Here is a 21,358-nt window from a genome sequence, read left to right as displayed (position 1 = left end):
GCCGATGGAAAAATTTAGTATGCCAACCCGTATTTATTCGGGAACAGATAGTTTGAAAGAGTTAGAAACTCTTCATAATGAACGAATTTTATTAGTTTGTGATTCATTCTTACCAGGCAGTGACACATTAAAGGAAATTGAAAGCCATATTAATGATAGTAATAAATGCGAAATTTTCTCTGATGTTGTCCCAGATCCACCGCTGGATAAGATTATGGAAGGGGTTCAACAATTCTTAAAGCTGAAACCAACAATTGTAATTGGTATCGGTGGTGGTTCTGCAATGGACACCGGTAAAGGAATTCGCTTCTTTGGTGAAAAGCTTGGTAAGTGCAAGATTAATGAGTATATTGCAATTCCAACAACAAGTGGAACTGGTTCAGAAGTTACTAATACTGCGGTTATTTCTGATACTAAAGAACATCGTAAGATTCCAATTCTTGAAGACTACTTGACACCAGACTGTGCTTTGCTTGATCCTAAATTGGTTATGACTGCACCAAAGAGTGTTACTGCTTATTCGGGAATGGATGTTTTAACTCATGCCCTTGAATCATTAGTTGCTAAGGACGCTAATTTATTTACCGTTGCATTATCAGAAGAAGCAATTGATGCGGTAACTAAATGTCTTGTTGAATGTTACCGTCATAGTGACAATGTTGACGCACGTAAGATTGTTCATGAAGCGTCTAATATTGCCGGAACAGCCTTTAATATTGCTGGACTTGGCATTTGTCATTCAATTGCCCACCAATTGGGTGCTAACTTCCACGTTCCTCATGGTTTAGCAAACACAATGTTATTACCATATGTTGTTGCATATAATGCTGAACACTGTGAAGAGGCTTTGCATAAGTTTGCAGTTGCTGCTAAGAAAGCCGGAATTGCTGCACCTGGGGTTGGTGACCGTTTGGCTGTTAAACGCCTGATTGCAAAGATTCGTGAAATGGCACGGCAAATGAATTGTCCAATGACCCTCCAAGCATTTGGAGTTGATCACGCAAAAGCAGAAGCAGCCGCTGATACAGTTGTTGCTAATGCGAAGAAGGATGCAACATTCCCTGGCAATCCAGTTGTTCCTTCAGATGATGATCTGAAGATGATTTACGAAGCAATAATTCGTTAACTTAGTTTATTTGGAGTGATTAGATGTCTAAAAAAATACTTGCAATTAATTCTGGTAGTTCATCAATCAAATTTAAACTTTATTTGATGCCAGAAGAAAAATTATTAATTAGCGGCTCTGCAGAAAATCTCGGTTCTTCAACAAGTCAGCTTTCATACAAAACTGAAAAAACTGGAGAAACCAGACAACTACCATTAAAAAATCATTCAGAAGCAATTGACCATATAATTGATGTTCTGATGACAAGCGGTGTTGTCAAGGATAAGTCTGAAATTTACGGTGTCGGGCACCGTATCTCTCATGGTGGGAGCTACTATACACATGCAGTAGCGGTCACTCCAGAAGTAGAAAAACGAATTGATGAATTAAAGGTATTATCTCCTCTCCATAATCCAAATGGTTTAGCGGGAATAAAGGCTTTTGAGAAATTTCTTCCAGATGCTAAGGAAGTTGTTACTTTTGATAATTCGTTCCATCATACGATTCCTAAAAAGGCTTATATGTATGCTTTGCCATATGAGTTTTATGAAAAATATCAAATTCGTCGTTATGGTTTCCATGCTCCTTCCCATCAATATGTTTCTGAAAAGGCACGGGAATTATTTGGAAAAGAAAAGACGCGCCGCATGATTACATGCCATTTGGGTAATGGATCGAGCGTTTCAGCAATTTTAGACGGGAAGTCAGTTAACTCATCAATGGGCTTTACGCCTTTAGCAGGGGTTGTAATGGGAACCCGTTGTGGGGATATTGATCCAGAAATAATTCCATTTTTAGAAGAAGAACTTAATATTGATTCTCACGAAATGCGCCGAATCATGAATGAAGATTCCGGTTTAAAGGGATTATCAGGGATTTCTAATGATGAACGAGAAATTGAAAGTGCGGCTAAAAATGGCAATGAACGTGCTCAGTTAGCATTAGATGTATTTGTTCACTCGATTCAGCAATATATTGGTGCTTATACAACTGACCTTGATGGATTAGACACCTTAGTATTTACTGCGGGAATTGGCGAACATGCTGCTTATATTCGTAGTCAAATTTGTAAAAACCTTGATTATCTCGGGGTTAAGATTGATGAAGAAAAGAATAAGCAGAATGCACTTAGCATTGAAGCACCGGATAGTAAAGTTAAGGTTGCAGTTATTCCGACAAACGAAGAAATCATTATTGCTCGTGATGTAATGAATGTAACTCAGCAACATTAGGATAGGGATGGTGTTATGGCTAGACAGGATATTCAACGAACAATTCAAGAATATGTTCCAGGTAAGCAGGTGACATTAGCCCATATTGTAGCCAATCCTACGCCAGATATTTACGAAAAATTGGGAATTCAGACACCTAAAAATGCACTTGGGATTCTAACAATTACGCCTAGTGAAGCATCAATTATTGCTGGTGATATTGCAACAAAATCTAGTAACGTTACGTTAGGCTTTATTGATCGTTTTAGTGGGTCAGTTGTTATCGTCGGTGAAGTTTCCGAGGTTGAATCGGCATTGCGTCATGTTGTTGATAAACTACATGCATTACTAGGTTTTGATGTTCCTGAGATTACACGAACATAGTTTAGAAGTGTATTCATTCAGTAAATCATATGAATGGATACACTTCTTTAGAAAGGAGGGGGATGCAAAATGACGATGCACCAGCGGATCTTGACGTTTAATAATGGTTTTAATTTCCGTGATCTTGGCGGGTATAAGACGCTAAACGGTCAGGTCTTAAAATGGAATAATCTCGTTCGTTCTGCGCATCTCTCCTATTTTGATCGATTTGAGCAACGAGAACTTTATAGGTATGGTATAAGGGCAGTGATTGATTTTCGCTCAACATCAGAAGTTGCATTGTATCCAGACCAATTAACATCATTGATAAAGTATATTCGAATACCAGTATTTGATAATGATATTACTGAAAGCAACGTTGATATTATTGAAGCGCGGAAAGTATTTTCCAAAGATCCGCGAGCGGGATTTAATCGGATGCTATCTGTATATCGCCAATTTGTTACTGATGAGCAGGCGCAGGAAGCTTTTCATCAATTTATAAAAAAACTATGCCTGCATTCAACGCAAGGCGGAATTTTGTTCCATTGTTCGGCAGGAAAAGATCGAACAGGGTTAGCAGCTATTTACTTGCTAAGTTTGTTAGGTGTTCCAGAATCCACAATTTATGAGGATTATATTTTAACTAATAAGACTTCTGTTAAAAGAATAAAGGAACGGTTGCGCTTTGCTGTGGAGGCTGATTTGGGTGAGAATTACTTGCACTCAATTTATGATCTTTCAACAGCTAACAAGTGTTATTATGATCAGGCAATCTCTCTAATCAATTCTAAATATGGCGGAATGCAAAATTATTTACATGATGTATTGCAAATTAGTAATTCAATGGTTGAACAGTTAAAGTATCTGTACTTAGAAAAGTAATTTAAGTTGTTTGAATACTTGAGTAAAGATGGGCAAAAGCTTAATTTTACGGTTAAGCTTTTGCCCATCTTACGATATGATTAAAATAAGTAAAGCGGTAACATTATTAACTGCTTTACTTATACATAATTATTTTAGGTGATAGTAATGACAACTCTTCTTTTAATCCGCCATGGTGAAACTTATGCGAATCGGCTAAATTATATTCAGGGAACACTAAATAATAGGCTTGCAACACTGACAGAGCGTGGGATTGCAGATGCAAAAGCCTATCAAGAAGTGTTAAAACACAACCAAATTGATTTTGCTTACACTAGTCCGTTAAAGCGGGCATTAGCAACCAGTAAAATTATTTGTAATCACACCAATATTAATGTGCGGGTTGATTCACGACTGTCAGAAATTTCATATGGACAGTGGAACGGAACGGCAATTGATGACTTGAAAAGGCAGTACACAACGTATTTTGATTCGGAGACCAATGATGTTTATCCGCACTCGATTGAAATTAATAATGGTGAAAGCTTCGCACATGCACGGAAGAGAGTCTGGACGTTTGTTACTGAAATCTCACGAAAATACCCTAGTCAAACGATCCTAGTTGTGACACACGGCTGGGTAATTAAAAATATTATCTCTTTGTGTTTGAATAACACAGATGGTACTGCTTTTAAGAACCCGCAAAACTTGAGTGTTAGCAAAATTCAAGTTGATCCGGTGATTGGAAAGCAGAAGGTATGTTATTATAACAGGCCACTTAAAGGAATTGGTAAATTATGAATCTTTTGGCAGTCCTAATGATTTTTATCGGGTTGAACATTGATACTTTCATTGCCTTATTATTCGTTTTACGAAACTATAACTATCGATTGCCGATTACTGCTTTTGTTACGGCAACAATTACGTTATGGATTCTAGGAGTAGTGTTAGGAAAAGGGTTAGCGGCGCTTTTTCCTGACTGGATTACAGGTTTTATGGGAATTGTTTTAATTTTTCTAGCAGTATTCGGTCAAAATGATGATAATGAGAATATTAACACTGGTTTTACATCATTATTCTTGTTTTGCTTAAGTCTTGGCGGTGATAACTTAGCTGTTTATATTCCTTGGGCGGTAAATTTGTCGTGGCTGGAAATAATCCAGATTGGAATAATTTTTACGATTTGTTCAGTTATTCTTATTTTATTAGGAAAAACAATTATTTCATTTGGCCCGATTGCAGGATTACTAGAAAAATATGGTAATTATGGAAGTAAGATCGTATATGTTTTAGCCGGATTATATATAATTTGGAATAGTCATTTAATAAATCACTTATGGATATTGATTAATTAAGTTCTGCAAGCAATTTATCGATATTAATATTTTTAACAGCGGAGATGGGGATAACCTTTTTGACTCCGGCGCTAAGCAATAGTTTTTTTGAATATTCAATATCAGCTGGGTCATTTACCAAATCAATCTTAGTAATAACGCCGATCGTTGGCTTACTAAACATTGAGCAGAAACCAGCAGGGAAAACTAACCGCTTATCAACAGCACTCTGTAATAAAACCACGATATCCGCATCCATTGAAGTTACACGGAGCGTGCTCATCATATTGTGGTGTTCCATGTATTCACCTGGTGTGTCGATGATGTTTGAAGTGAACTCAACAGCTTGGGTTTTGTTATATCTAATTTGCTGATGTTCTAACCGTTGAGTAAGTGTCGTTTTTCCACAAGCAATGGCTCCAATAAACATAGTCCTTTTCATGTTACTACCTCCAGTAAATTCTATAAAATTATACTATTTAACTGTATTATAATAAAAGCGGTTACACATAGCCATGGAATATTAGATAATTAAGTGAGGAATACAAAATGTTAACGGCACATGTAGTTTATGCCACAATGACTGGCAATAATGAGGAAGTTGCAAATATTGTTTGTGATAGCTTAACAAATTTAAACGTAAAGGTGATTGAGTCAGAGATTTCTCAGACAGATGTTACTGAGTTTGCTAAGGCGGACATTTTAGTTGTATGCGCATATACATATGACGAAGGCGCAATGCCCGAAGAGGGACTTGATTTCTATGATGACCTCCAGGAAACGGATTTAACGGGCAAGGTATATGGAGTTGCAGGCTCAGGTGATAAATTTTATGGTGAATATTTTAATACAACCGTAGATCACTTTGATGAAGCATTTAAAAAGGCAGGGGCAACATCAGGAGCTGAAAAGGTGAAGATCGATTTAGAACCTTATGAAGAAGATATTGAACGTTTAAATACATTTGCAAAAGGATTGGTTGAAACTGCGACTAAGTAAGTAGTTTGAAAGGAATGGTTATAATGGCAAGAGTTGGGGTATTAATTGGTAGCTTAAGTAAAGATTCATACAGTCGAAAGGTAGCTGATTATTTTACTGCTCTTCCTACTAGTCTCGAGTTTGTAGAGTTGAATTACTCGATCTTACCGTTCTATAATCCGGATTTAGAGAAAAAGCCGCCAATCGAATGGCAAGCATTTAGAAAAGCAACAGATAGTGTTGATGCATTACTGATTGTGACACAGGAGTATAATTATTCGATTCCAGGGGGATTGAAAAACGCATTGGATGTTCTTTCAGTTCCTTCGCCCAACCAGCATTTGATAGGAAAGCCGGTATTAGCAATGACAGATTCTGCAGGCGAAAAGGGAGGAATTATTGCTAATGCACACCTTCACCAGGTATTACGCTACTTGGGGATGAGGGTAATGAATTGTACAATTGCGATTGGTAATGTCCAATCAGTCTTCAAAGACGGCCGTAATCATGATGCAAAACTTGCAAGACGTTTAGCTCAGGATATTAAAGATTTTGCCAAATTTATTGGTGAAAGCAACTTGCCATATCAAGCATGTATTGATATGGGGCATAATTTCTGTTATTCGCCCAATGAATTGGCATTATTAGATGGTTCAGGAGCTAAGATTGCGACAATCACACTGGATAATTCAGAGGGAAAAACGGTAGTGATTGAAGAAGTTACAGTGGCTTCTGAATATCGCGGTCAAGGACTTGCAAATAAGATAATGACAACGCTAATGTGGCTTGTTGAAGGGGCGGATCACCAGGTAAAGGCTAATTGCCCATTTGCTAAAAGCTATTTAGAAACACATCCGCAATTTCAAAATATCTTTGTAAAGTAAAAGAGAAACTACACTCAGATTAATTAATTCTGAAGTGTAATTTCTCTTTTTTTGTTGGACTAATGAAACACGTCTTTACTGTTGCGATAGAGTACATCCTGTTGTTGATCAAGGTAGTTGGCATATCGGGCGGCTGCAAAGAAGTAATCAGAAAGGCGGTTAATGAAGGTCAAAACATCTTGATTTATTTCTTCTTCCTGCATCAATAGAACGATGCGTCTTTCTGCGCGACGAGTAGTTGTTCGTGCAATATGAAGTGCAGAAGCTACCTGACTGCCACCAGGAAGAATAAACTTTTTAACTGCTGGAACCACTTCTGTATAAGTGTCAATCTTTTGTTCAAGCCAAGCTGTTGGCTCTTTTTGATGAAATTCAAATGAATGTCGTTCATCTTCAGCAGGAGTCGCCAAATCGTGACCGCAATCAAATAGTAGTTGTTGTATTTCTTCCAGTTCATTAGATAACTTTGCTGTTTGCGAGGTTAAAAGTGATATGGTATAACCGACCCATGAATTAAGCTCATCGATTTCTCCATAGGCCTCAACGCGTGGATCGCTTTTGAATAGAATTTGCTTTCCAATGATTCTTGTTTGACCCTTGTCGCCATTCTTGGTGTAGATTTTCATTTGGATTAATCCTTTCACTATTTTGCTCTAATTTTACTACTTAAACAATAATGAGTCGGCTGATTTTTCAATAGTAGACTAAATAATACTAAAAGCAACCAAAAAGCTCAAAAAAATAATGCTATCATATCGAAATAAAAGGGTGGTTAACGAAAATTACAAAAATATACTAATAGATTTGCAAAAAAAGACAAAAATAGGGACTGCAAGAAACTAATAATTATTTTTTCTTAACTAATCCAAATATGATTAATCTTTCTTTGTCATATCTGTTGTTAACTATTGAACTTGTGAATTGAACATCGTAATCTAATAAGCGTATAAGAAAACGCTTACTATAGAACTGGCGGTGGTATTGTGAGTAAAATTCATCATGGCGGAAATATTGAGGAAGTAGCGGAAAAATTAAATGTCCCTGTTGAAGAGATTAAGGACTTTAGTGCAAATATTAATCCACTAGGTTTTCCTTCTGACCTTTGGAATGTATTAGTACAGTCATTTGCTAACATCGAAGTATACCCTAATCCGAAGTATCCTGAATTAAAGAAGGCAATTGCAGGGCAGCTTGATGTAGATGCAGATGATGTATTTGTTGGAAATGGCGCTACTGAAATATTGGATGAAGCTATTAGGGCTGAAAAAGCGACTGATGCATTAATATTAGCACCAACGTTTGGCGAATATGAACGTTTATTTAAGCGGACGGGAGTAAAAGTCCACCATTATCAGTTACAAGAGAAGAATGATTTTACCCTTAAGATGGATAACCTTCTTGATTTGCTAAGGGCCCATCATGAAATAACCGTCATTTGTTTAACCAGTCCTAATAATCCTACCGGTCAGGTAATTTCTCCTAAAGATTTGAGGATGCTTACCGATTTCTGCAATAAGCATCATCGATTGTTAATTTTAGATGAATCTTTTATCGATTTGACAGTTGGTAGCCAGCAAAGCTTTGTTACCGAGTTGACGGATCAAGACCGAGTATACATTGTTCGTGCTGCAACTAAGTTTTTTGCAATACCAGGATTAAGGCTAGGCTATGGAATTACAAAAAATAACAAGTTGAAAGCTTTAATGAAGGTCCAAGAAAATACATGGTCGGTTAATGGAATCGCTGATGTATTTGGTCAAAATATGTTTAGGGCTAAGAGATATATAGAATTAACTCACCAATGGCTGGATGTACAACAACCGGCGTTATATGAAGCACTTAGAAAAATTAAAGCAATAAAAGTCTTTCCTAGTGTTACCAATTTCTTCTTGTTTAAGTGCTCTGACCCCGAATTAAGAGAGAAGTTAATAAGGCAACGGATTTTAATTCGCCAATGTGACGACTATGAAGGACTTGGATCAGAATATTATCGAGTGGCAGTGAAGGGACCACAGGATAATGTAATGCTTGTGAATACGCTAAAGAAAGTTTTAGGGCGTGGTGAACGATGAAAAAAGTTTTAATCGCAGGGGTAACAAGTGGCTCAGGCAAAACGACAGCAGTTCTCGGGATCTTAAAAGCATTGAATGACCAGTACAAAATTCAATCATATAAGGTAGGCCCTGATTATGTTGATACAAAGTTTCATACCAGAATAACAAAACGCCCCGCACGTAATCTCGATAATTATCTTGTACCCGAACCAGCAACATTAAACTATTTATTCACGGCTAACACAAAAGGGATTGATTTAGGAATTGTTGAAGGCGTTATGGGATTATATGACGGACTTGGGACAGATAAAGATGCTTATTCGACTGCTAGTATTGCCAAACAATTAAATATTCCAGTTATTTTAGTAATTAATGCGCGGGCTACTTCTACTTCAGCCGCAGCAATCTTAAAGGGATTTATTGAGTTTGATCCTGCTGTACCGATAAAGGGAGTCATTATTAATAATGTAATGAGCAAAAATCATTATGAACTGATTGCAGGAGCGATTCATCGATACTTGAACTTACCGGTTTTAGGTTACCTACCGCACAATGCAGCAATGAGTTTGCCATCGCGCCAATTGGGATTAGTTCCAGATGATGAGCTGCCAAACATTGATAAAAAAATTTCATTAATAGCGGAAGAAGTTAAGAAGCATATTGACCTTGATCAGCTGGTTGAAATTGCTCGACCGCTTACTAATGTTTATCGCGATCCATTTTCCAAAATAAGAGTGAAATTCCGGCTAGGTCTCGCTAAGGATAAGGCGTTTAACTTCTACTATGCGGACAACTTAAGCTTGCTTAAAAAAGCAGGGGTTGAATTAGTTCCGTTTAGCCCGCTTAAAGACAAGAAGCTTCCTAATGTGGATGCTTTGTATTTTGGAGGCGGCTACCCAGAAGAGTTTGCTGCCCAGCTGGCCGCAAATGTAGCAATGAAAAACGAAATAATGGCATTTTCTCAAGCCCAAAAGCCAATTTATGCTGAGTGTGGCGGCTTGATGTACTTGGGGAAAACATTACGAGAAGAGAATAAGAAGTACTCAATGGTAGGAATTTTTAATGGCGAAAGTCAGATGACTCCCCGTTTAAAAAAGTTTGGCTATTGTGTTGCCTATCCTAAACAAGATTGCTTGCTAGGAAACAAGGGACAAGAAATTATTGGACATGAATTTCACCATTCTACGTTTACACCTCTAGATAAGCATCTAACTCCAGTTCTTAATATGCAGAAAATCCGAGACAACAAGATAGTAGATACATGGGATGGCGGATATCAAGTAAGAAGAACGTTTGCTAGCTACCTCCACGTTCATTTCTATCAAAATCAGCAATTATTTATTCAATTTTTGCGTAATTTAGGAGCTGAGGTGCAATGAACATTGTAATTATGGTGTTGCTCGCGTTTATCCTCGATCTTTTAATTGGTGATCCCCATCCTTGGCCACACCCAGTAAAAGCAATTGGACGATTAATCGCAGTGCTAACGAAAAAGCTTAATAAGCCGGAGTATTCTAGGAAAAAGCGTAAATACTTAGGTGTAGCAACATGGCTGATTACGGTCGGTGGCACTGGTCTTGTAGCCTATGTCGTAATGCGATTAGCAATGTTTAATTACTATTTATACATGATTGTAGGGATATACTTAAGTTACACTTGTTTATCTGCTCGGCAATTAGCAATTGAGGCAGAAAAAATAATGAAAAGTCTTAAGCAGGGTAACCTTAAAAAAGCGCGTTACCAAGTAGGGATGATTGTTGGCCGCGACACCGAGAAATTAAGTGCCGAGGAGGTTACCAAAGCGACCATTGAGACGGTTGCTGAAAATACGAGTGACGGTGTGGTCGCCCCGCTGCTGTTTTTAGTTATCGGCGGGCCGGTTCTCGGATTAATGTATAAAGCAATCAACACGCTAGATTCGATGGTTGGATATAGAAATGAAAAGTATCGGGATTTTGGTGAATTTTCCGCTAAGGTAGATGACATCGCAAACTACATCCCCGCTCGATTAACATGGCTTTTCCTGATAATCAGCAGTTGGGTGCTTCGTGATGATACTAGGGAAGCGGTTGCAGTTGGTAAAAGAGATTGTGAGAAGCACTTAAGTCCCAATAGCGCATTTAGTGAGGCGGTAGTAGCAGGGGCACTTCACCTTCAGCTGGGTGGCCCGCACTATTACTTTGGCGAGTTAGTAAAAAAGCCATACATTGGAAATAATCATTTGGTAGTTGCAGCTAACTGGCATTTAAGACGGACGATTACGATGTTGTATATGACGTCATTACTTAGCTTAGGATGTTTTGAACTTATTAGATTATTAATTATTTGGAAGTGAGAAGGATGGAAAAAGAAAGCTATATTACAATTCCCCATCAAATAACCGATAAGAGTTTTCAAATTATTCAAGAAGAAATTGAAAAAATAGACCCTGATTATCGGTTTGAGAATCCGTTACAAGAAGCAGTAATCAAACGAGCAATTCATACAACTGCTGATTTTGATTATTTAAGGAATTTGAAGTTTACCCATAATGTATTGGAAAAAATAAAGGGTGTCTTGATGAATCGGGGAGTTATCTATACTGATACTACCATGGCATTGTCGGGAATTAATAAGCGGCGATTGGATAAACTTGGTGTGAGCTATCATTGTTTAATTCGTGATCCTCAAGTTATCACAATGGCTAAAGAGAAGGGGATTACTCGTTCGATGGCCGCTGTTGAAGTAGCAGCTAATGATTCACGACAAAAAATATTTATTATTGGGAACGCGCCAACTGCCCTTTGCAAAATCATTGAGATGGTCAATGAAAATCAATTGGAAACAGCAGCCGTAATTGGTGTACCGGTTGGTTTTGTTGAAGCAGCTGAGAGTAAGCAGGCACTGTATGAATCAAATATTCCAGCAATTGCAGCACTCGGCAGAAAGGGTGGAAGTAATCTGGCTGCGGCACTGATTAATGCTGTGATGTACAACATGGATATTGAAAAGTTAGGTGATGAATATGGCCGTCACACCAAACAATAATTCAGAAGATAATTACGTCTACTATAACGGTCGTAAACTACGGAAAGGATTTACAACAGGAACAACAGCGACTGCAGCAACAGTAGCGGCAATTAGGACGTTGTTAAATCAGGAACCGCAAGAGACAGTGACGGTACATGCAGCTAATGGTAAAACAGCTATTTTTGATGTTGAGCAAACAGATTTTGACGAACAACAAGCAAGCTGCGCGATAAAAAAGGATGGCGGCGATGACCAGGATGCAACTGATGGCGCGTTGATATTTGCAACGGTAAAGCTACGTGACGATAATGAGATTCATCTTGATGGCGGTAAAGGAGTCGGGAGGGTAACTAAAGAAGGCCTTGCCAATAAGCCGGGAATGCCAGCCATAAACCCAACACCACGGCGAGTTATCAAGGCTGCGGCACGTGAAGAAGTAGGTGAGGATCGCGGCCTTGATATCGTTATTTCGGTTCCAGAAGGCGAAAGAATAGCAAAGCTTACCTATAATCCGCGGTTAGGAATCGTTGGCGGCATTTCGATTTTAGGAACAAGTGGTGTTGTTACTCCGATGTCTGAATCGAGTTGGAAACACTCAATTTCAATTGAGATGAATATTCATAGAAAACGTGGCGATAACACTATTGTATTAGTTCCAGGAAACTATGGTGAGGACTTCGCCAAGGATGAGCTTGGGATACCGAATGCCAAGATCGTACAGATGAGTAACTTTGTTGGTTATGTTTTACATGAAACTCAGCGGCTTGGTTTTACTAAAGTGCTAATTGTTGGGGACTTAGGGAAAATGATTAAAGTTGCTGGCGGAATTTTTTCTACTCATAGTAAAGATGCGGATGCTCGCGCTGAAATAATGGTTGCTAACCTTGCTTTAATGGGTGGCGTGCCAACAGCATTTTTACGAAAGATTAACCAGTGTTTAACAACAATTTCAATGATTAAAATGATTGATGAAGCCGGTTATCAAGACGTATACCAGATGATTGCCGATAAGATTAAGCTGCGTGCAGAAAAATTGCTTGCCCATCGTGAACCACACGTTGAAATTGATGCAGTAATATTTTCTCGTGAGAGCGGCTTCTTAGCTGCAAGCAAACCGCTTCAGGAGATCAAGGGTGAGTGGCAATGATTACAGTATTAGGAATCGGTCCAGGTGATCAAGAATACATGCTGCAAGGAACACACAAATATCTAGCCCAAGCGGATGTGGTGATTGGTTCATCACGACAATTGGCTATTTTTCCAGATATGGCGGAAAAACACATGAAACTACCTCGGTTAGCTGAATTAAAAGATTATTTACAAGCTAATCCGCAAAAGAACATAGTGTTGCTTGCGTCTGGTGATCCGCTCTTATATGGTATTGGAACCTGGGTAAAAAACCAATTGGGTAGTCAGAAAATCAAAATTGTTCCGGGAATTAGTTCAATTCAATATATGTTTCACCAATTACAAATATCGATGAATGACTGTTACCTAACGAGTAGTCATGGTCGTACGCCAGACTTTGATTTTTTGTTAAAACATCCGAAAGTAGGAATGGTAACGGATAAAGTAATTGGTCCCTACGAAATTGGTCAGGAAATTAAAAAACGTGGTTTCCATCGAATTATTTACGTGGGGGAGAAACTTAGCTATCCTGATGAACAAATAACTGAGTATGATGAGCAAACGATTGAGAATCGTGATTATGAGATGAATGTGGTGATTATTACCGATGCGTGATGAAGAATTCTTAAGAAATAAGGTACCGATGACTAAATCGGAGGTACGGGCAATTAGTATTGACAAACTAGATTTAAGCAATAAGAAATCGATGTTAGATGTCGGTGCAGGAACCGGGAGCATTAGTATTCAAGCTGCCCGTGAATTTAACCAACTAGCTGTAACGGCAGTTGAAATGAATTCGGATGGTATTGATATTATTCAGCAAAATATAAATAAATTTGGCTTGAATAATATTAAATTAATTCAGGGTACCGCCCCAGCAGATATACCAGATCAAAAATATGATGCAATCTTTGTTGGCGGCAGTGGTACGCACCTTAATGAAATTATTCGCTTTGCAAGCACTCATTTAAATGAAGGCGGTGCAATTGGCTTGAACTTCATTCTATTTGAGAATGCAATGCAGGTTGAAAAATTATTACAGGATAATGGATTTAAGGAGATTGAATTAATTGAAGTAGGTGTTTTGCGCTGGCATAAGTTAGGCAAAGGACATTTCTTTAAGCCGAATAATCCAACAATTATTGTAAGCGCGCAAAAGTAGAAAGGATGATTAAAATGGCAATTGTAAGTTTTGTAGGTGCAGGTCCTGGTGAAACAGATTTAATTACGTTAAAGGGATACAAATTATTATCAGAGGCTGATGTAGTAATTTATGCCGGTTCATTAATTAATACAGACTTACTAAATTATTGCAAAGATGGTGCTGAAAAGTATGATAGTGCCAAGATGACCTTAGATGATATTGTTGACCGAATGGAAGAATCGGTGAAAAACGATAAATCAGTCGTACGGCTACAGACTGGTGATTTTTCAATTTATGGGTCGATTCGTGAACAAATTGAAGAAATGAAAAAGCGCGGAATAAAATATCAATGTGTTCCTGGGGTTAGTTCATTTCTTGGTGCGGCTTCAAGTATGGGTGTTGAGTATACAGTCCCAGAAGTTGCACAGAGTGTCATTATTACAAGAATGGCGGGACGCACACCGGTACCAGAAGGCGAATCACTTAAGTCATTAGCTCAGCACCAAACTTCAATGGTAATTTTCCTTTCCGTTCAGGGAATTAAAAAAGTAGTTAAACAACTTGAGGACGGCGGATACCCGACAGATACGCCAGCTGCAGTTATTTATAAGGCAACTTGGCCTGATGAAAAAGTTGTCCGTGGAACGCTAGCAGATATAGCTGAAAAGGTCCATGACGCGGATATTCGCCGGACTGCATTGATTATGGTTGGAAAGTTCCTCGGGGATGAATACAATTACTCACACCTTTATGATGCTGGCTTCAGTACGATGTTCCGTAAAAAGAGTAAGTAAAAATGAAACGGTTTGTGATCATAGCGTTAACAGCAGGTGGTGCGAAAACTGCCCGTCAATTGCAAGAACACTTACGAGAACAGTCATATCATACGGAAGTCGTCTTACCACAACGGTTAGCTCAGGGGAAAGAAAATTATTATCCTAAGGGCGAGTTTACAGCGACGATGCATCGACTATTTAAACAGTATGATTGTGTTATTTGCATAATGGCAACAGGGATTGTAGTCCGTTCATTGGCAGCAGTAATTGTTGATAAGACGGTAGACCCGGCTGTTATCGTAATGGATGAGCAGGCTAATAGCGTAATTAGTCTGCTTTCAGGACACGTTGGCGGAGCAAATCAATGGACAAGGTTAATTGCTAGGCTGACAGGAGCAAATCCGGTTATTACGACCGCAACAGATACGGAAAAGGTTCAATCGCTCGATATTTTGGCGAAACGGGTTAATGGTTGGTACCCCAATTTTAAAGAAAACACGAAAAAAATAAATCGATTATTAGCTGAAGGTAATAAGGTTGAATTATATATTGAGCCTTATTTACGGCATTATGTAGAGCAGTTCGATGGCTTTGAAGTGTTAACAGAGATAAATGAGCATCAAGATGAGGTACCGTTAGTTATCGTTTCAGATCATTCTGGATTTGCTAAAAATAAAGATGCAATCCACGTTATTCCGCGGGTAAATGTCCTTGGGATTGGTTGTCGAAAGAATGTTACTAATGAGATGATGCAACAGACATTTGCTGAATTTTGTGCAAAACATCAGTTATTATGGGAATCAATTGTAAAGATAGCCTCAATTGATATTAAAAAGAACGAACCAGCAATTCAATATTTAGCTCAGGTATTTAATATTCAAGCGGAGTTTTACTCGGCGCACGAACTGCAGCACGCAAGCATTAATTATCCTGAGTCGGCTTTTGTCTTGAAGACGGTTGGCGTTGGAAATGTTGCTTGTGCAGCTGCTGATTATGCGAGCGGTGAACGAAACGCTACAGAAAGATACGCTAACCACGAAGTAACAATAGCACTTAGTCGGTTACACGAGATATAGGAGGAAATAAGATGTTATATGTAGTTGGATTAGGACCAGGATCAAAAGAGTTGATGACAGAAGAAGCACGCCAGGTAATTGAAAATACTCATACGATTGTCGGTTATGCTACTTATGTTCGTTTGATTGAGGATATGATTGAGGGTAAGGAATTGGTTGTTACTGGAATGCGTGGTGAGATTGAACGGTGTAAAAAAGCGCTTGAAATTGCAGCAACTGGAAAAGATGTTGCGATTATTTCAAGTGGTGATGCCGGTATTTATGGGATGGCAGGACTAGTTCTTGAATTAGCAGGCAAGATGGATACCCATATCGATGTTAAGGTGATTCCTGGTGTAACCGCAAGTATTGCAGCCGCAGCTCATCTTGGCGCACCATTAATGAACGATTTTTGTCACATTAGTTTGAGTGACCTAATGACGCCATGGGATGTAATTACAGAACGAGTCGACGCAGCAGCCAAGGCCGACTTTGTAATTTGTCTTTATAATCCACGCAGTAAAGGTCGGCCACACCATCTTCGTAAGGCTTTAGATATTATTCTCAAGTATAAGTCGCCTGATACTGTTGTTGGGATTGGTAAAGATGTTGCTCGGCCAAAAGAGATTGACAAGGTTACAACGATTAAGGATCTTGATGAAACTGAAATTAATATGACTTCGATTGTCATTGTCGGTAATAAAAATACATATGTTGAAGATGGTAGGATGATTACTCCACGAGGTTATACCTTATGATTCTTTTACTGGGTGGAACTACAGAAAGCTTAGCCGTTGCGGATGAATTGACTAAGCATAAGGTTCCGTTTGTCTTATCGGTTATTAGTGATTATGGTGCGGAACTTGCCCAACGTCACGCTAAAAACGTTGTTGAAACAACATTTACTGATGAAAGTCTGTTAAGTTTTTGTCACGATAACCAAATCAACTTCATTCTTGACGCTACCCATCCTTTTGCCCGAGTCATTTCACAACTAGCAATGGACAAGGCAAATGAACTCCAAATACCTTATTTGCGTTATGAACGCCAGAATATTTACAGCAAAAACGCCAAATTAAAAATGGTGGATTCATTAGAGGAAGCTTGTGAGTATTTAAAAACGGTAAAGGGGAATATTTACCTATCAACCGGAAGTAAAACGGCACCGGAATATGCGGAAAAATTGGGCGTTGACCGATTACATGTCAGGGTTTTACCAACGACTCGCGTGATGGAGAATTTAACTGCAACGGGGTTTATTGCATCTCAAATTGATGCGATTCAAGGACCCTTTACAGTGGCATTAAATTATGAATTATTTAAGCGTGCCAATTCGGTTGTGGTTGTTACAAAAGAAAGCGGGCGCCAAGGCGGAATTCAGGAAAAAATTGCCGCATGTGAACAATTACAAATTCCGTGTGTTATTATTCGTCGACCGCAATTAAATTATCCTGCGGTAGTTGCTGATTTGAGCGAACTAAAAGAGTATTTGGAGGAAAATTATGAGTGGTAGAGTAACGCTCCTCGGTGCAGGTCCTGGGAATCCTGAACTATTAACATTAATCGGTAAACGGCGGCTGGGAGAGGCTGACGTAGTATTATATGATCGGTTAATTGATCCATCATTATTATCATTTACAAACGATGATGCGACCCTCGTTGACGTTGGTAAAATGCCTTTGCACCATAAAGTAAAACAGTCCAAAATCAATGAGATGTTAGTTGATTATGCAAAATCGGGGAAAAAAGTGGTTCGGTTAAAAGCTGGTGACCCATATGTCTTTGGTCGTGGTGGCGAAGAGGCGCAGATACTACAACAGCAGGGAATTAATTTTGAAATTATTCCTGGAATTACTAGTGCCATTGCTGGATTAGCAGCTGCTGGTATTCCGATTACCCATCGTGATTTTGCGTCGAGCTTCCACGTGATTACGGGACATCATAAAAAGGATGGGCAGCAACTCGACTGGGAAAACATCGCTAACCAAGAAGGAACGCTTGTTTTCTTAATGGGGATGGCGCAACTTCCTAATATATGTCATCAATTGATAGCGCATGGAAAAGCGGTGGAAACCCCTGTTGCAATTATTCAATGGGCAACCCAATGGCGACAAAAGATGGTCAGTGGTGATCTTTCAAACATTGTGGAATTGGTAAATAAAAACGGGTTATCATCACCAGCATTAATAGTGGTAGGGAATGTTGTTAAGCTTAGTAAGCAGTTGAATGTTGCTAAGCCGCTTGCAGGAATCCATGTATTAGTACCATATAGTAAGAGGCAGCGATTATTTAACTGCTTGGAAGATTTAGGTGCAACTGCGGACTTTTATCAGCGATCAATAGTAGAATCCGTCCCAGCTAAGTTACCAGCTCTTGATGCATATTCGTCAATCCTATTTGATGATTACCTTGCTTATAAAGAATTTATTAAGTTGCTTACGGCAAGCAAACAAGATATTCGCGCATTGGCAGGTAAAAAGATTCTTGCAGGCAATCAAAGTGTTGCCAAACATCTTGCAACACAGGGGTTGTTAGTAGATGGGGTTGTTACAACGATCAAACTTTCTAATGATGTACTTGAAGTTGGCGGACAAAATTCGTCTTATTTACATAAAGAATTTCTTAGTCTCTACCAACGAAAAAGGCAAATATATGAGTTGCCGTTTGACCTTGAAGAATTTAATGCCGTGATTTTCCCTAGCACGGCTAGTTTACGGGATTTTAAGAATACATTGGATGAAGAACAGGTTAAGCAATTAAAGGATCTAACAGCCTTTGTAATGGGACAATCCATTTATGATTTTGCAACGCAGAATGGTTTTAAAAAAGTAATCAATTGTCAGCCAAATATTAAAGCAACAATTGAGAAGGTAAAGGAGGAATTAGCGAGTGAATAAAAAAGCAATATTAGCGGTAAGCTTCGGGACAACATATCCGGAAACCCGTGAAAAAACAATTGGGGCTACTGAAAATAAAATTAGTGAAGAGTTCCCTGATTATGATGTATTCCGCGCATTTACATCAACGATTGTTCGGAAACGCATCTATAAAAATGAAGGAATCAAAGTTGATAGTATCCAAGAAGCGCTGGATAAATTAAAAGCGCAGGGTTACGAAGAAGTTTACTTACAATCTTTGCATATTATTCCGGGAATTGAATATCAATTAGTCCAAAATGCTATCGATGATTATTCACCACAATTTGAGAAACTTGTTGCTACTCCGCCGTTGCTTGATAAATTTGCGGACTATGAACAGCTGGTTAATTTTCTGGAGAAGCAAAGTGCATATTTACCATCTGGGAAAGCTATTTTATGGATGGGACATGGAACAGCTCATAGTGCCTTTACAACTTATGCTTGCTTAGACCACATGCTTGCAGAAACAAAAAGCTATGTTGGGGCTGTAGAAAGCTATCCTGACGTTCATGATGAAATTAAGCGGCTAAAACATGCAAAGGTTGAGAAAGTATATATGCAGCCATTGATGATGGTGGCAGGAAATCACGCCCATAATGATATGGCATCAGATCAGCCGAACTCTTGGAAGACGATCCTAAAAGAAAATGACATTGTTGGTCACCCTGTATTAAAGGGATTGGGTGAGTATGAAGAAATCCAAGAAATGTTTATTGCTAAATTACGAACGACAATTGAGAGGGGATGAATTAGGTGGCAAGTTTTTATGGAATTGGCGTTGGCCCTGGAGATAGTGAATTATTGACTGTTAAAGCAATCAATACGATCAAGAAATTAGATGTTTTATATGTACCGCAAGCGCATAAAGGAAGCAAGAGTGTTGCAGAAAGAATTGCAGCCCCATATCTGCCAGCAACATTGACAATAAAAAAGCGCCATTTCCCAATGGTAAAAGATTGGGATACTAAGATGGAAAGTTGGCGTAAAATTGCGGATGAAATAAAAAATGATGTGCAACAAGGTAAAAATGTTGGTTTCCTTACACTGGGGGATCCATCCGTTTACAGTACGTTTAGTTACCTCGCCGACATATTGATACCAGTTATTGATGTTCAAACAATTGCTGGAATTTCATCATTTAGCCAAATTGCAGCTAGCTTATCGATCCCATTAATGCTGGATGAGGAATCGCTAGAAGTGGTCCCTGCAACGGCCGATAAGGAAAAGCTAGCAAAGGTAATTGACCTAAATGATAATGTTGTCATTATGAAAATTGCCACTAATTTTAAAAAAGTTTATCAAATCCTCAAAGAAAGAAAGTTATTAGATAAAACCGTTATTGTCGAAAATGCATCAATGGCTAATCAAAGGGTGCAACGGTTAACAGAATATTCAGCAGACGATCAGCTACCGTATTTTTCAACCGCGTTATTAAAGAAAAAAGAGGCGTAATTATGGGAGCATTGAAAAAATATCGAAAATTTATGTTATTTTTAGCAATTGGTTTTATTTATACCCTTGCTTATCCGATGACAGCTCACGCAATGCATATCATGGAAGGAATGCTGCCGCCTAAGTGGTGTATTTTCTGGTTTGTTGTATCCGCACCATTCTTTATTTATGGACTATATCGAATGCATAAGATCGTCAATTCAGATATTCCTAATGCTAAGGTTATGTTAGCGCTTTGTGGAGCTTTTGTTTTTGTTCTCTCGTCATTAAAACTGCCGTCAGTTACTGGTTCATGTTCTCACCCGACAGGTGTTGGCTTAGGAACAGTAATGTTTGGCCCAGGTGTTATGTCTGTTTTGGGTGTTATTGTGCTATTATTCCAGGCTTTATTGTTAGCTCATGGTGGATTAACTACTCTTGGAGCTAACGAATTTTCGATGACTATTGTTGGACCAATAGTTGGGTATGCCGTTTGGAAGCTTTGTCGAGCAATGAAGGTTAGACGGTCTATATCATTATTCCTTTGTGCAATGTTTGCGGATTGGTCAACATATGTAACAACTGCCTTTCAATTAGCAATTGTTTTTCCAGATCCAAACGGTGGTGTTGGAGCAGCACTTGTCAAGTTCCTCGGAATTTATGCCGTAACACAAATTCCATTAGCGATTGCTGAAGGCTTATTAACGGTTATTGTTTACAACTTAGTAATCAGTAATGATCTTTGGAAGGAGTCGGCTTTACAATGAAGAAGCGAACAAAGACTAACATCATCTTATTAATCTGTGTTATCTTGCTGGTTCTGATTCCATTTATTTTTGTTAAGGGTGAGTACGGAGGTAGTGATGACCAAGGGACTGAACAAATAAAGAAGTTTGATCCTCATTATAAGGTGTGGGCACAACCGATTTGGACACCACCATCAGGCGAGATTGAAAGTCTCCTTTTCACCGTTCAAGGTTCTTTAGGGACAGGAGTTATTTGTTACTTTATTGGTGTAGCGCATGGCAAGAAAAAAGCGCGAGAAAATTCTAAGAATGATGGGAAGCAACAAGTCATAGGTAAGTAATTAAGAAGAAGGCGGTG

At 38.7% G+C, this 21,358-nt stretch carries 26 protein-coding genes; 24 read left to right on the top strand and 2 right to left on the bottom strand.

The window, feature by feature from the left end:
• The first annotated feature begins 4 nt into the window (after positions 1-4).
• The 6 genes from H5S41_RS03925 to H5S41_RS03900 all read left to right on the top strand — a co-directional run bounded on the left by H5S41_RS03925 (position 5) and on the right by H5S41_RS03900 (position 4,898).
• Entirely contained in the window at positions 5-1,126 is a 1,122-nt protein-coding gene (locus H5S41_RS03925) for a 1-propanol dehydrogenase PduQ (RefSeq protein WP_182602414.1), read from the top strand.
• Positions 1,127-1,149: 23 nt separating this feature from the next.
• Complete coding sequence (locus tag H5S41_RS03920) at positions 1,150-2,337, top strand: acetate/propionate family kinase (protein WP_182602413.1); 1,188 nt, start codon at positions 1,150-1,152, stop codon at positions 2,335-2,337.
• 15 nt (positions 2,338-2,352) lie between these two features.
• Positions 2,353-2,700, top strand: coding sequence for a BMC domain-containing protein (locus tag H5S41_RS03915; RefSeq protein WP_003675166.1), 348 nt, complete (start codon positions 2,353-2,355; stop codon positions 2,698-2,700).
• 69 nt (positions 2,701-2,769) lie between these two features.
• On the top strand, positions 2,770-3,564 hold the full coding sequence (locus H5S41_RS03910) for a tyrosine-protein phosphatase (RefSeq protein ID WP_182602412.1): 795 nt from the start codon (positions 2,770-2,772) through the stop codon (positions 3,562-3,564).
• Positions 3,565-3,711: 147 nt separating this feature from the next.
• Positions 3,712-4,344 carry a histidine phosphatase family protein gene (locus tag H5S41_RS03905; RefSeq protein ID WP_182598118.1) on the top strand — a complete coding sequence of 211 codons (633 nt, stop codon included), beginning with the start codon at positions 3,712-3,714 and terminating at the stop codon, positions 4,342-4,344.
• Positions 4,341-4,898: a cadmium resistance transporter gene (locus H5S41_RS03900; RefSeq protein ID WP_182598117.1), complete on the top strand. Its 558-nt coding sequence runs from the start codon at positions 4,341-4,343 to the stop codon at positions 4,896-4,898. Before H5S41_RS03905 ends, H5S41_RS03900 begins: the two co-directional genes overlap by 4 nt.
• Here the strand turns inward: H5S41_RS03900 and H5S41_RS03895 are convergent.
• A complete protein-coding gene (locus tag H5S41_RS03895; protein ID WP_003669919.1) occupies positions 4,891-5,319 on the bottom strand; it encodes a EutP/PduV family microcompartment system protein in 429 nt (142 codons plus the stop codon). The two genes, H5S41_RS03900 and H5S41_RS03895, sit on opposite strands and share 8 nt — an antisense overlap.
• A 107-nt stretch (positions 5,320-5,426) precedes the next feature.
• On the opposite strand from H5S41_RS03895, the gene H5S41_RS03890 reads away from it, so the two are divergent.
• Entirely contained in the window at positions 5,427-5,876 is a 450-nt protein-coding gene (locus H5S41_RS03890) for a flavodoxin (RefSeq protein ID WP_003669920.1), read from the top strand.
• A gap of 23 nt (positions 5,877-5,899) precedes the next feature.
• Positions 5,900-6,739 carry a GNAT family N-acetyltransferase gene (locus tag H5S41_RS03885; RefSeq protein ID WP_182602411.1) on the top strand — a complete coding sequence of 280 codons (840 nt, stop codon included), beginning with the start codon at positions 5,900-5,902 and terminating at the stop codon, positions 6,737-6,739.
• A 59-nt stretch (positions 6,740-6,798) separates the two neighbouring features.
• Here the strand turns inward: H5S41_RS03885 and H5S41_RS03880 are convergent, their stop codons facing one another.
• The gene (locus H5S41_RS03880) at positions 6,799-7,365 is read right to left on the bottom strand and encodes a cob(I)yrinic acid a,c-diamide adenosyltransferase (protein ID WP_182602410.1); all 567 of its coding nucleotides are present in this window, start codon (positions 7,363-7,365) and stop codon (positions 6,799-6,801) included.
• 357 nt (positions 7,366-7,722) lie between these two features.
• Between H5S41_RS03880 and cobD the strand changes: the two genes are divergently transcribed.
• The 16 genes from cobD to H5S41_RS03800 are packed head-to-tail and all read left to right on the top strand — an operon-like array spanning position 7,723 to position 21,341.
• Positions 7,723-8,811, top strand: a complete 1,089-nt coding sequence (cobD, locus tag H5S41_RS03875; RefSeq protein ID WP_182602409.1) for a threonine-phosphate decarboxylase CobD — start codon at positions 7,723-7,725, stop codon at positions 8,809-8,811.
• Positions 8,808-10,172: a cobyrinic acid a,c-diamide synthase CobB gene (locus H5S41_RS03870; RefSeq protein WP_182602408.1), complete on the top strand. Its 1,365-nt coding sequence runs from the start codon at positions 8,808-8,810 to the stop codon at positions 10,170-10,172. The genes cobD and H5S41_RS03870 overlap by 4 nt, the downstream gene beginning before the upstream one ends.
• Positions 10,169-11,128: an adenosylcobinamide-phosphate synthase CbiB gene (cbiB, locus tag H5S41_RS03865; RefSeq protein WP_182602407.1), complete on the top strand. Its 960-nt coding sequence runs from the start codon at positions 10,169-10,171 to the stop codon at positions 11,126-11,128. Before H5S41_RS03870 ends, cbiB begins: the two co-directional genes overlap by 4 nt.
• A 5-nt stretch (positions 11,129-11,133) precedes the next feature.
• Positions 11,134-11,820, top strand: a complete 687-nt coding sequence (locus H5S41_RS03860; RefSeq protein WP_182602406.1) for a cobalt-precorrin-8 methylmutase — start codon at positions 11,134-11,136, stop codon at positions 11,818-11,820.
• Positions 11,798-12,949 (top strand): cobalt-precorrin-5B (C(1))-methyltransferase CbiD, encoded by a 1,152-nt coding sequence (cbiD, locus tag H5S41_RS03855; RefSeq protein WP_182602405.1) that lies wholly within the window; start codon positions 11,798-11,800, stop codon positions 12,947-12,949. Before H5S41_RS03860 ends, cbiD begins: the two co-directional genes overlap by 23 nt.
• Positions 12,946-13,545 (top strand): cobalt-precorrin-7 (C(5))-methyltransferase, encoded by a 600-nt coding sequence (locus tag H5S41_RS03850; protein WP_182602431.1) that lies wholly within the window; start codon positions 12,946-12,948, stop codon positions 13,543-13,545. The genes cbiD and H5S41_RS03850 overlap by 4 nt, the downstream gene beginning before the upstream one ends.
• Positions 13,538-14,092 (top strand): decarboxylating cobalt-precorrin-6B (C(15))-methyltransferase, encoded by a 555-nt coding sequence (locus H5S41_RS03845; RefSeq protein WP_182602404.1) that lies wholly within the window; start codon positions 13,538-13,540, stop codon positions 14,090-14,092. The genes H5S41_RS03850 and H5S41_RS03845 overlap by 8 nt, the downstream gene beginning before the upstream one ends.
• 14 nt (positions 14,093-14,106) lie before the next feature.
• Positions 14,107-14,868 (top strand): cobalt-precorrin-4 methyltransferase, encoded by a 762-nt coding sequence (locus tag H5S41_RS03840; protein ID WP_153709170.1) that lies wholly within the window; start codon positions 14,107-14,109, stop codon positions 14,866-14,868.
• Positions 14,869-14,870: 2 nt separating this feature from the next.
• Positions 14,871-15,926, top strand: coding sequence for a cobalt-precorrin 5A hydrolase (locus H5S41_RS03835; RefSeq protein WP_182602403.1), 1,056 nt, complete (start codon positions 14,871-14,873; stop codon positions 15,924-15,926).
• 11 nt (positions 15,927-15,937) lie between these two features.
• Positions 15,938-16,663 (top strand): precorrin-3B C(17)-methyltransferase, encoded by a 726-nt coding sequence (gene cobJ / locus H5S41_RS03830; protein WP_003675137.1) that lies wholly within the window; start codon positions 15,938-15,940, stop codon positions 16,661-16,663.
• Positions 16,660-17,418 (top strand): precorrin-6A reductase, encoded by a 759-nt coding sequence (gene cobK / locus H5S41_RS03825; protein ID WP_182602402.1) that lies wholly within the window; start codon positions 16,660-16,662, stop codon positions 17,416-17,418. Before cobJ ends, cobK begins: the two co-directional genes overlap by 4 nt.
• Entirely contained in the window at positions 17,408-18,802 is a 1,395-nt protein-coding gene (gene cobA / locus H5S41_RS03820; RefSeq protein ID WP_182602401.1) for a uroporphyrinogen-III C-methyltransferase, read from the top strand. The genes cobK and cobA overlap by 11 nt, the downstream gene beginning before the upstream one ends.
• Positions 18,795-19,571, top strand: a complete 777-nt coding sequence (locus tag H5S41_RS03815) for a sirohydrochlorin cobaltochelatase (protein ID WP_182602400.1) — start codon at positions 18,795-18,797, stop codon at positions 19,569-19,571. Before cobA ends, H5S41_RS03815 begins: the two co-directional genes overlap by 8 nt.
• A 5-nt stretch (positions 19,572-19,576) precedes the next feature.
• Positions 19,577-20,275 carry a cobalt-factor II C(20)-methyltransferase gene (locus tag H5S41_RS03810; RefSeq protein ID WP_182602399.1) on the top strand — a complete coding sequence of 233 codons (699 nt, stop codon included), beginning with the start codon at positions 19,577-19,579 and terminating at the stop codon, positions 20,273-20,275.
• Between the two features lie 2 nt (positions 20,276-20,277).
• Complete coding sequence (locus H5S41_RS03805) at positions 20,278-21,021, top strand: energy-coupling factor ABC transporter permease (RefSeq protein WP_003669942.1); 744 nt, start codon at positions 20,278-20,280, stop codon at positions 21,019-21,021.
• Entirely contained in the window at positions 21,018-21,341 is a 324-nt protein-coding gene (locus tag H5S41_RS03800; RefSeq protein WP_182602398.1) for an energy-coupling factor ABC transporter substrate-binding protein, read from the top strand. The genes H5S41_RS03805 and H5S41_RS03800 overlap by 4 nt, the downstream gene beginning before the upstream one ends.
• The last annotated feature ends 17 nt before the right edge of the window (positions 21,342-21,358 follow it).

This window comes from Limosilactobacillus albertensis (assembly GCF_014145555.1).
In the GTDB taxonomy this organism is placed as follows: domain Bacteria; phylum Bacillota; class Bacilli; order Lactobacillales; family Lactobacillaceae; genus Limosilactobacillus; species Limosilactobacillus albertensis.
Note: the sequence above shows the minus strand (reverse complement) of the source record. Positions and strands in the feature narration are given on the sequence as shown.

Excerpts from the sequence above, each read along its gene's own strand:
- H5S41_RS03925 (WP_182602414.1), top strand. The coding sequence starts at position 5 with ATGGAAAAATTTAGTATGCCAACCCGTATTTATTCGGGAACAGATAGT.
- H5S41_RS03920 (WP_182602413.1), top strand. The coding sequence starts at position 1,150 with ATGTCTAAAAAAATACTTGCAATTAATTCTGGTAGTTCATCAATCAAA.
- H5S41_RS03915 (WP_003675166.1), top strand. The coding sequence starts at position 2,353 with ATGGCTAGACAGGATATTCAACGAACAATTCAAGAATATGTTCCAGGT.
- H5S41_RS03910 (WP_182602412.1), top strand. The coding sequence starts at position 2,770 with ATGACGATGCACCAGCGGATCTTGACGTTTAATAATGGTTTTAATTTC.
- H5S41_RS03905 (WP_182598118.1), top strand. The coding sequence starts at position 3,712 with ATGACAACTCTTCTTTTAATCCGCCATGGTGAAACTTATGCGAATCGG.
- H5S41_RS03900 (WP_182598117.1), top strand. The coding sequence starts at position 4,341 with ATGAATCTTTTGGCAGTCCTAATGATTTTTATCGGGTTGAACATTGAT.
- H5S41_RS03895 (WP_003669919.1), bottom strand. The coding sequence starts at position 5,319 with ATGAAAAGGACTATGTTTATTGGAGCCATTGCTTGTGGAAAAACGACA.
- H5S41_RS03890 (WP_003669920.1), top strand. The coding sequence starts at position 5,427 with ATGTTAACGGCACATGTAGTTTATGCCACAATGACTGGCAATAATGAG.
- H5S41_RS03885 (WP_182602411.1), top strand. The coding sequence starts at position 5,900 with ATGGCAAGAGTTGGGGTATTAATTGGTAGCTTAAGTAAAGATTCATAC.
- H5S41_RS03880 (WP_182602410.1), bottom strand. The coding sequence starts at position 7,365 with ATGAAAATCTACACCAAGAATGGCGACAAGGGTCAAACAAGAATCATT.
- H5S41_RS03870 (WP_182602408.1), top strand. The coding sequence starts at position 8,808 with ATGAAAAAAGTTTTAATCGCAGGGGTAACAAGTGGCTCAGGCAAAACG.
- cbiB (WP_182602407.1), top strand. The coding sequence starts at position 10,169 with ATGAACATTGTAATTATGGTGTTGCTCGCGTTTATCCTCGATCTTTTA.
- H5S41_RS03860 (WP_182602406.1), top strand. The coding sequence starts at position 11,134 with ATGGAAAAAGAAAGCTATATTACAATTCCCCATCAAATAACCGATAAG.
- cbiD (WP_182602405.1), top strand. The coding sequence starts at position 11,798 with ATGGCCGTCACACCAAACAATAATTCAGAAGATAATTACGTCTACTAT.
- H5S41_RS03850 (WP_182602431.1), top strand. The coding sequence starts at position 12,946 with ATGATTACAGTATTAGGAATCGGTCCAGGTGATCAAGAATACATGCTG.
- H5S41_RS03845 (WP_182602404.1), top strand. The coding sequence starts at position 13,538 with ATGCGTGATGAAGAATTCTTAAGAAATAAGGTACCGATGACTAAATCG.
- H5S41_RS03840 (WP_153709170.1), top strand. The coding sequence starts at position 14,107 with ATGGCAATTGTAAGTTTTGTAGGTGCAGGTCCTGGTGAAACAGATTTA.
- H5S41_RS03835 (WP_182602403.1), top strand. The coding sequence starts at position 14,871 with ATGAAACGGTTTGTGATCATAGCGTTAACAGCAGGTGGTGCGAAAACT.
- cobJ (WP_003675137.1), top strand. The coding sequence starts at position 15,938 with ATGTTATATGTAGTTGGATTAGGACCAGGATCAAAAGAGTTGATGACA.
- cobK (WP_182602402.1), top strand. The coding sequence starts at position 16,660 with ATGATTCTTTTACTGGGTGGAACTACAGAAAGCTTAGCCGTTGCGGAT.
- cobA (WP_182602401.1), top strand. The coding sequence starts at position 17,408 with ATGAGTGGTAGAGTAACGCTCCTCGGTGCAGGTCCTGGGAATCCTGAA.
- H5S41_RS03805 (WP_003669942.1), top strand. The coding sequence starts at position 20,278 with ATGGGAGCATTGAAAAAATATCGAAAATTTATGTTATTTTTAGCAATT.
- H5S41_RS03800 (WP_182602398.1), top strand. The coding sequence starts at position 21,018 with ATGAAGAAGCGAACAAAGACTAACATCATCTTATTAATCTGTGTTATC.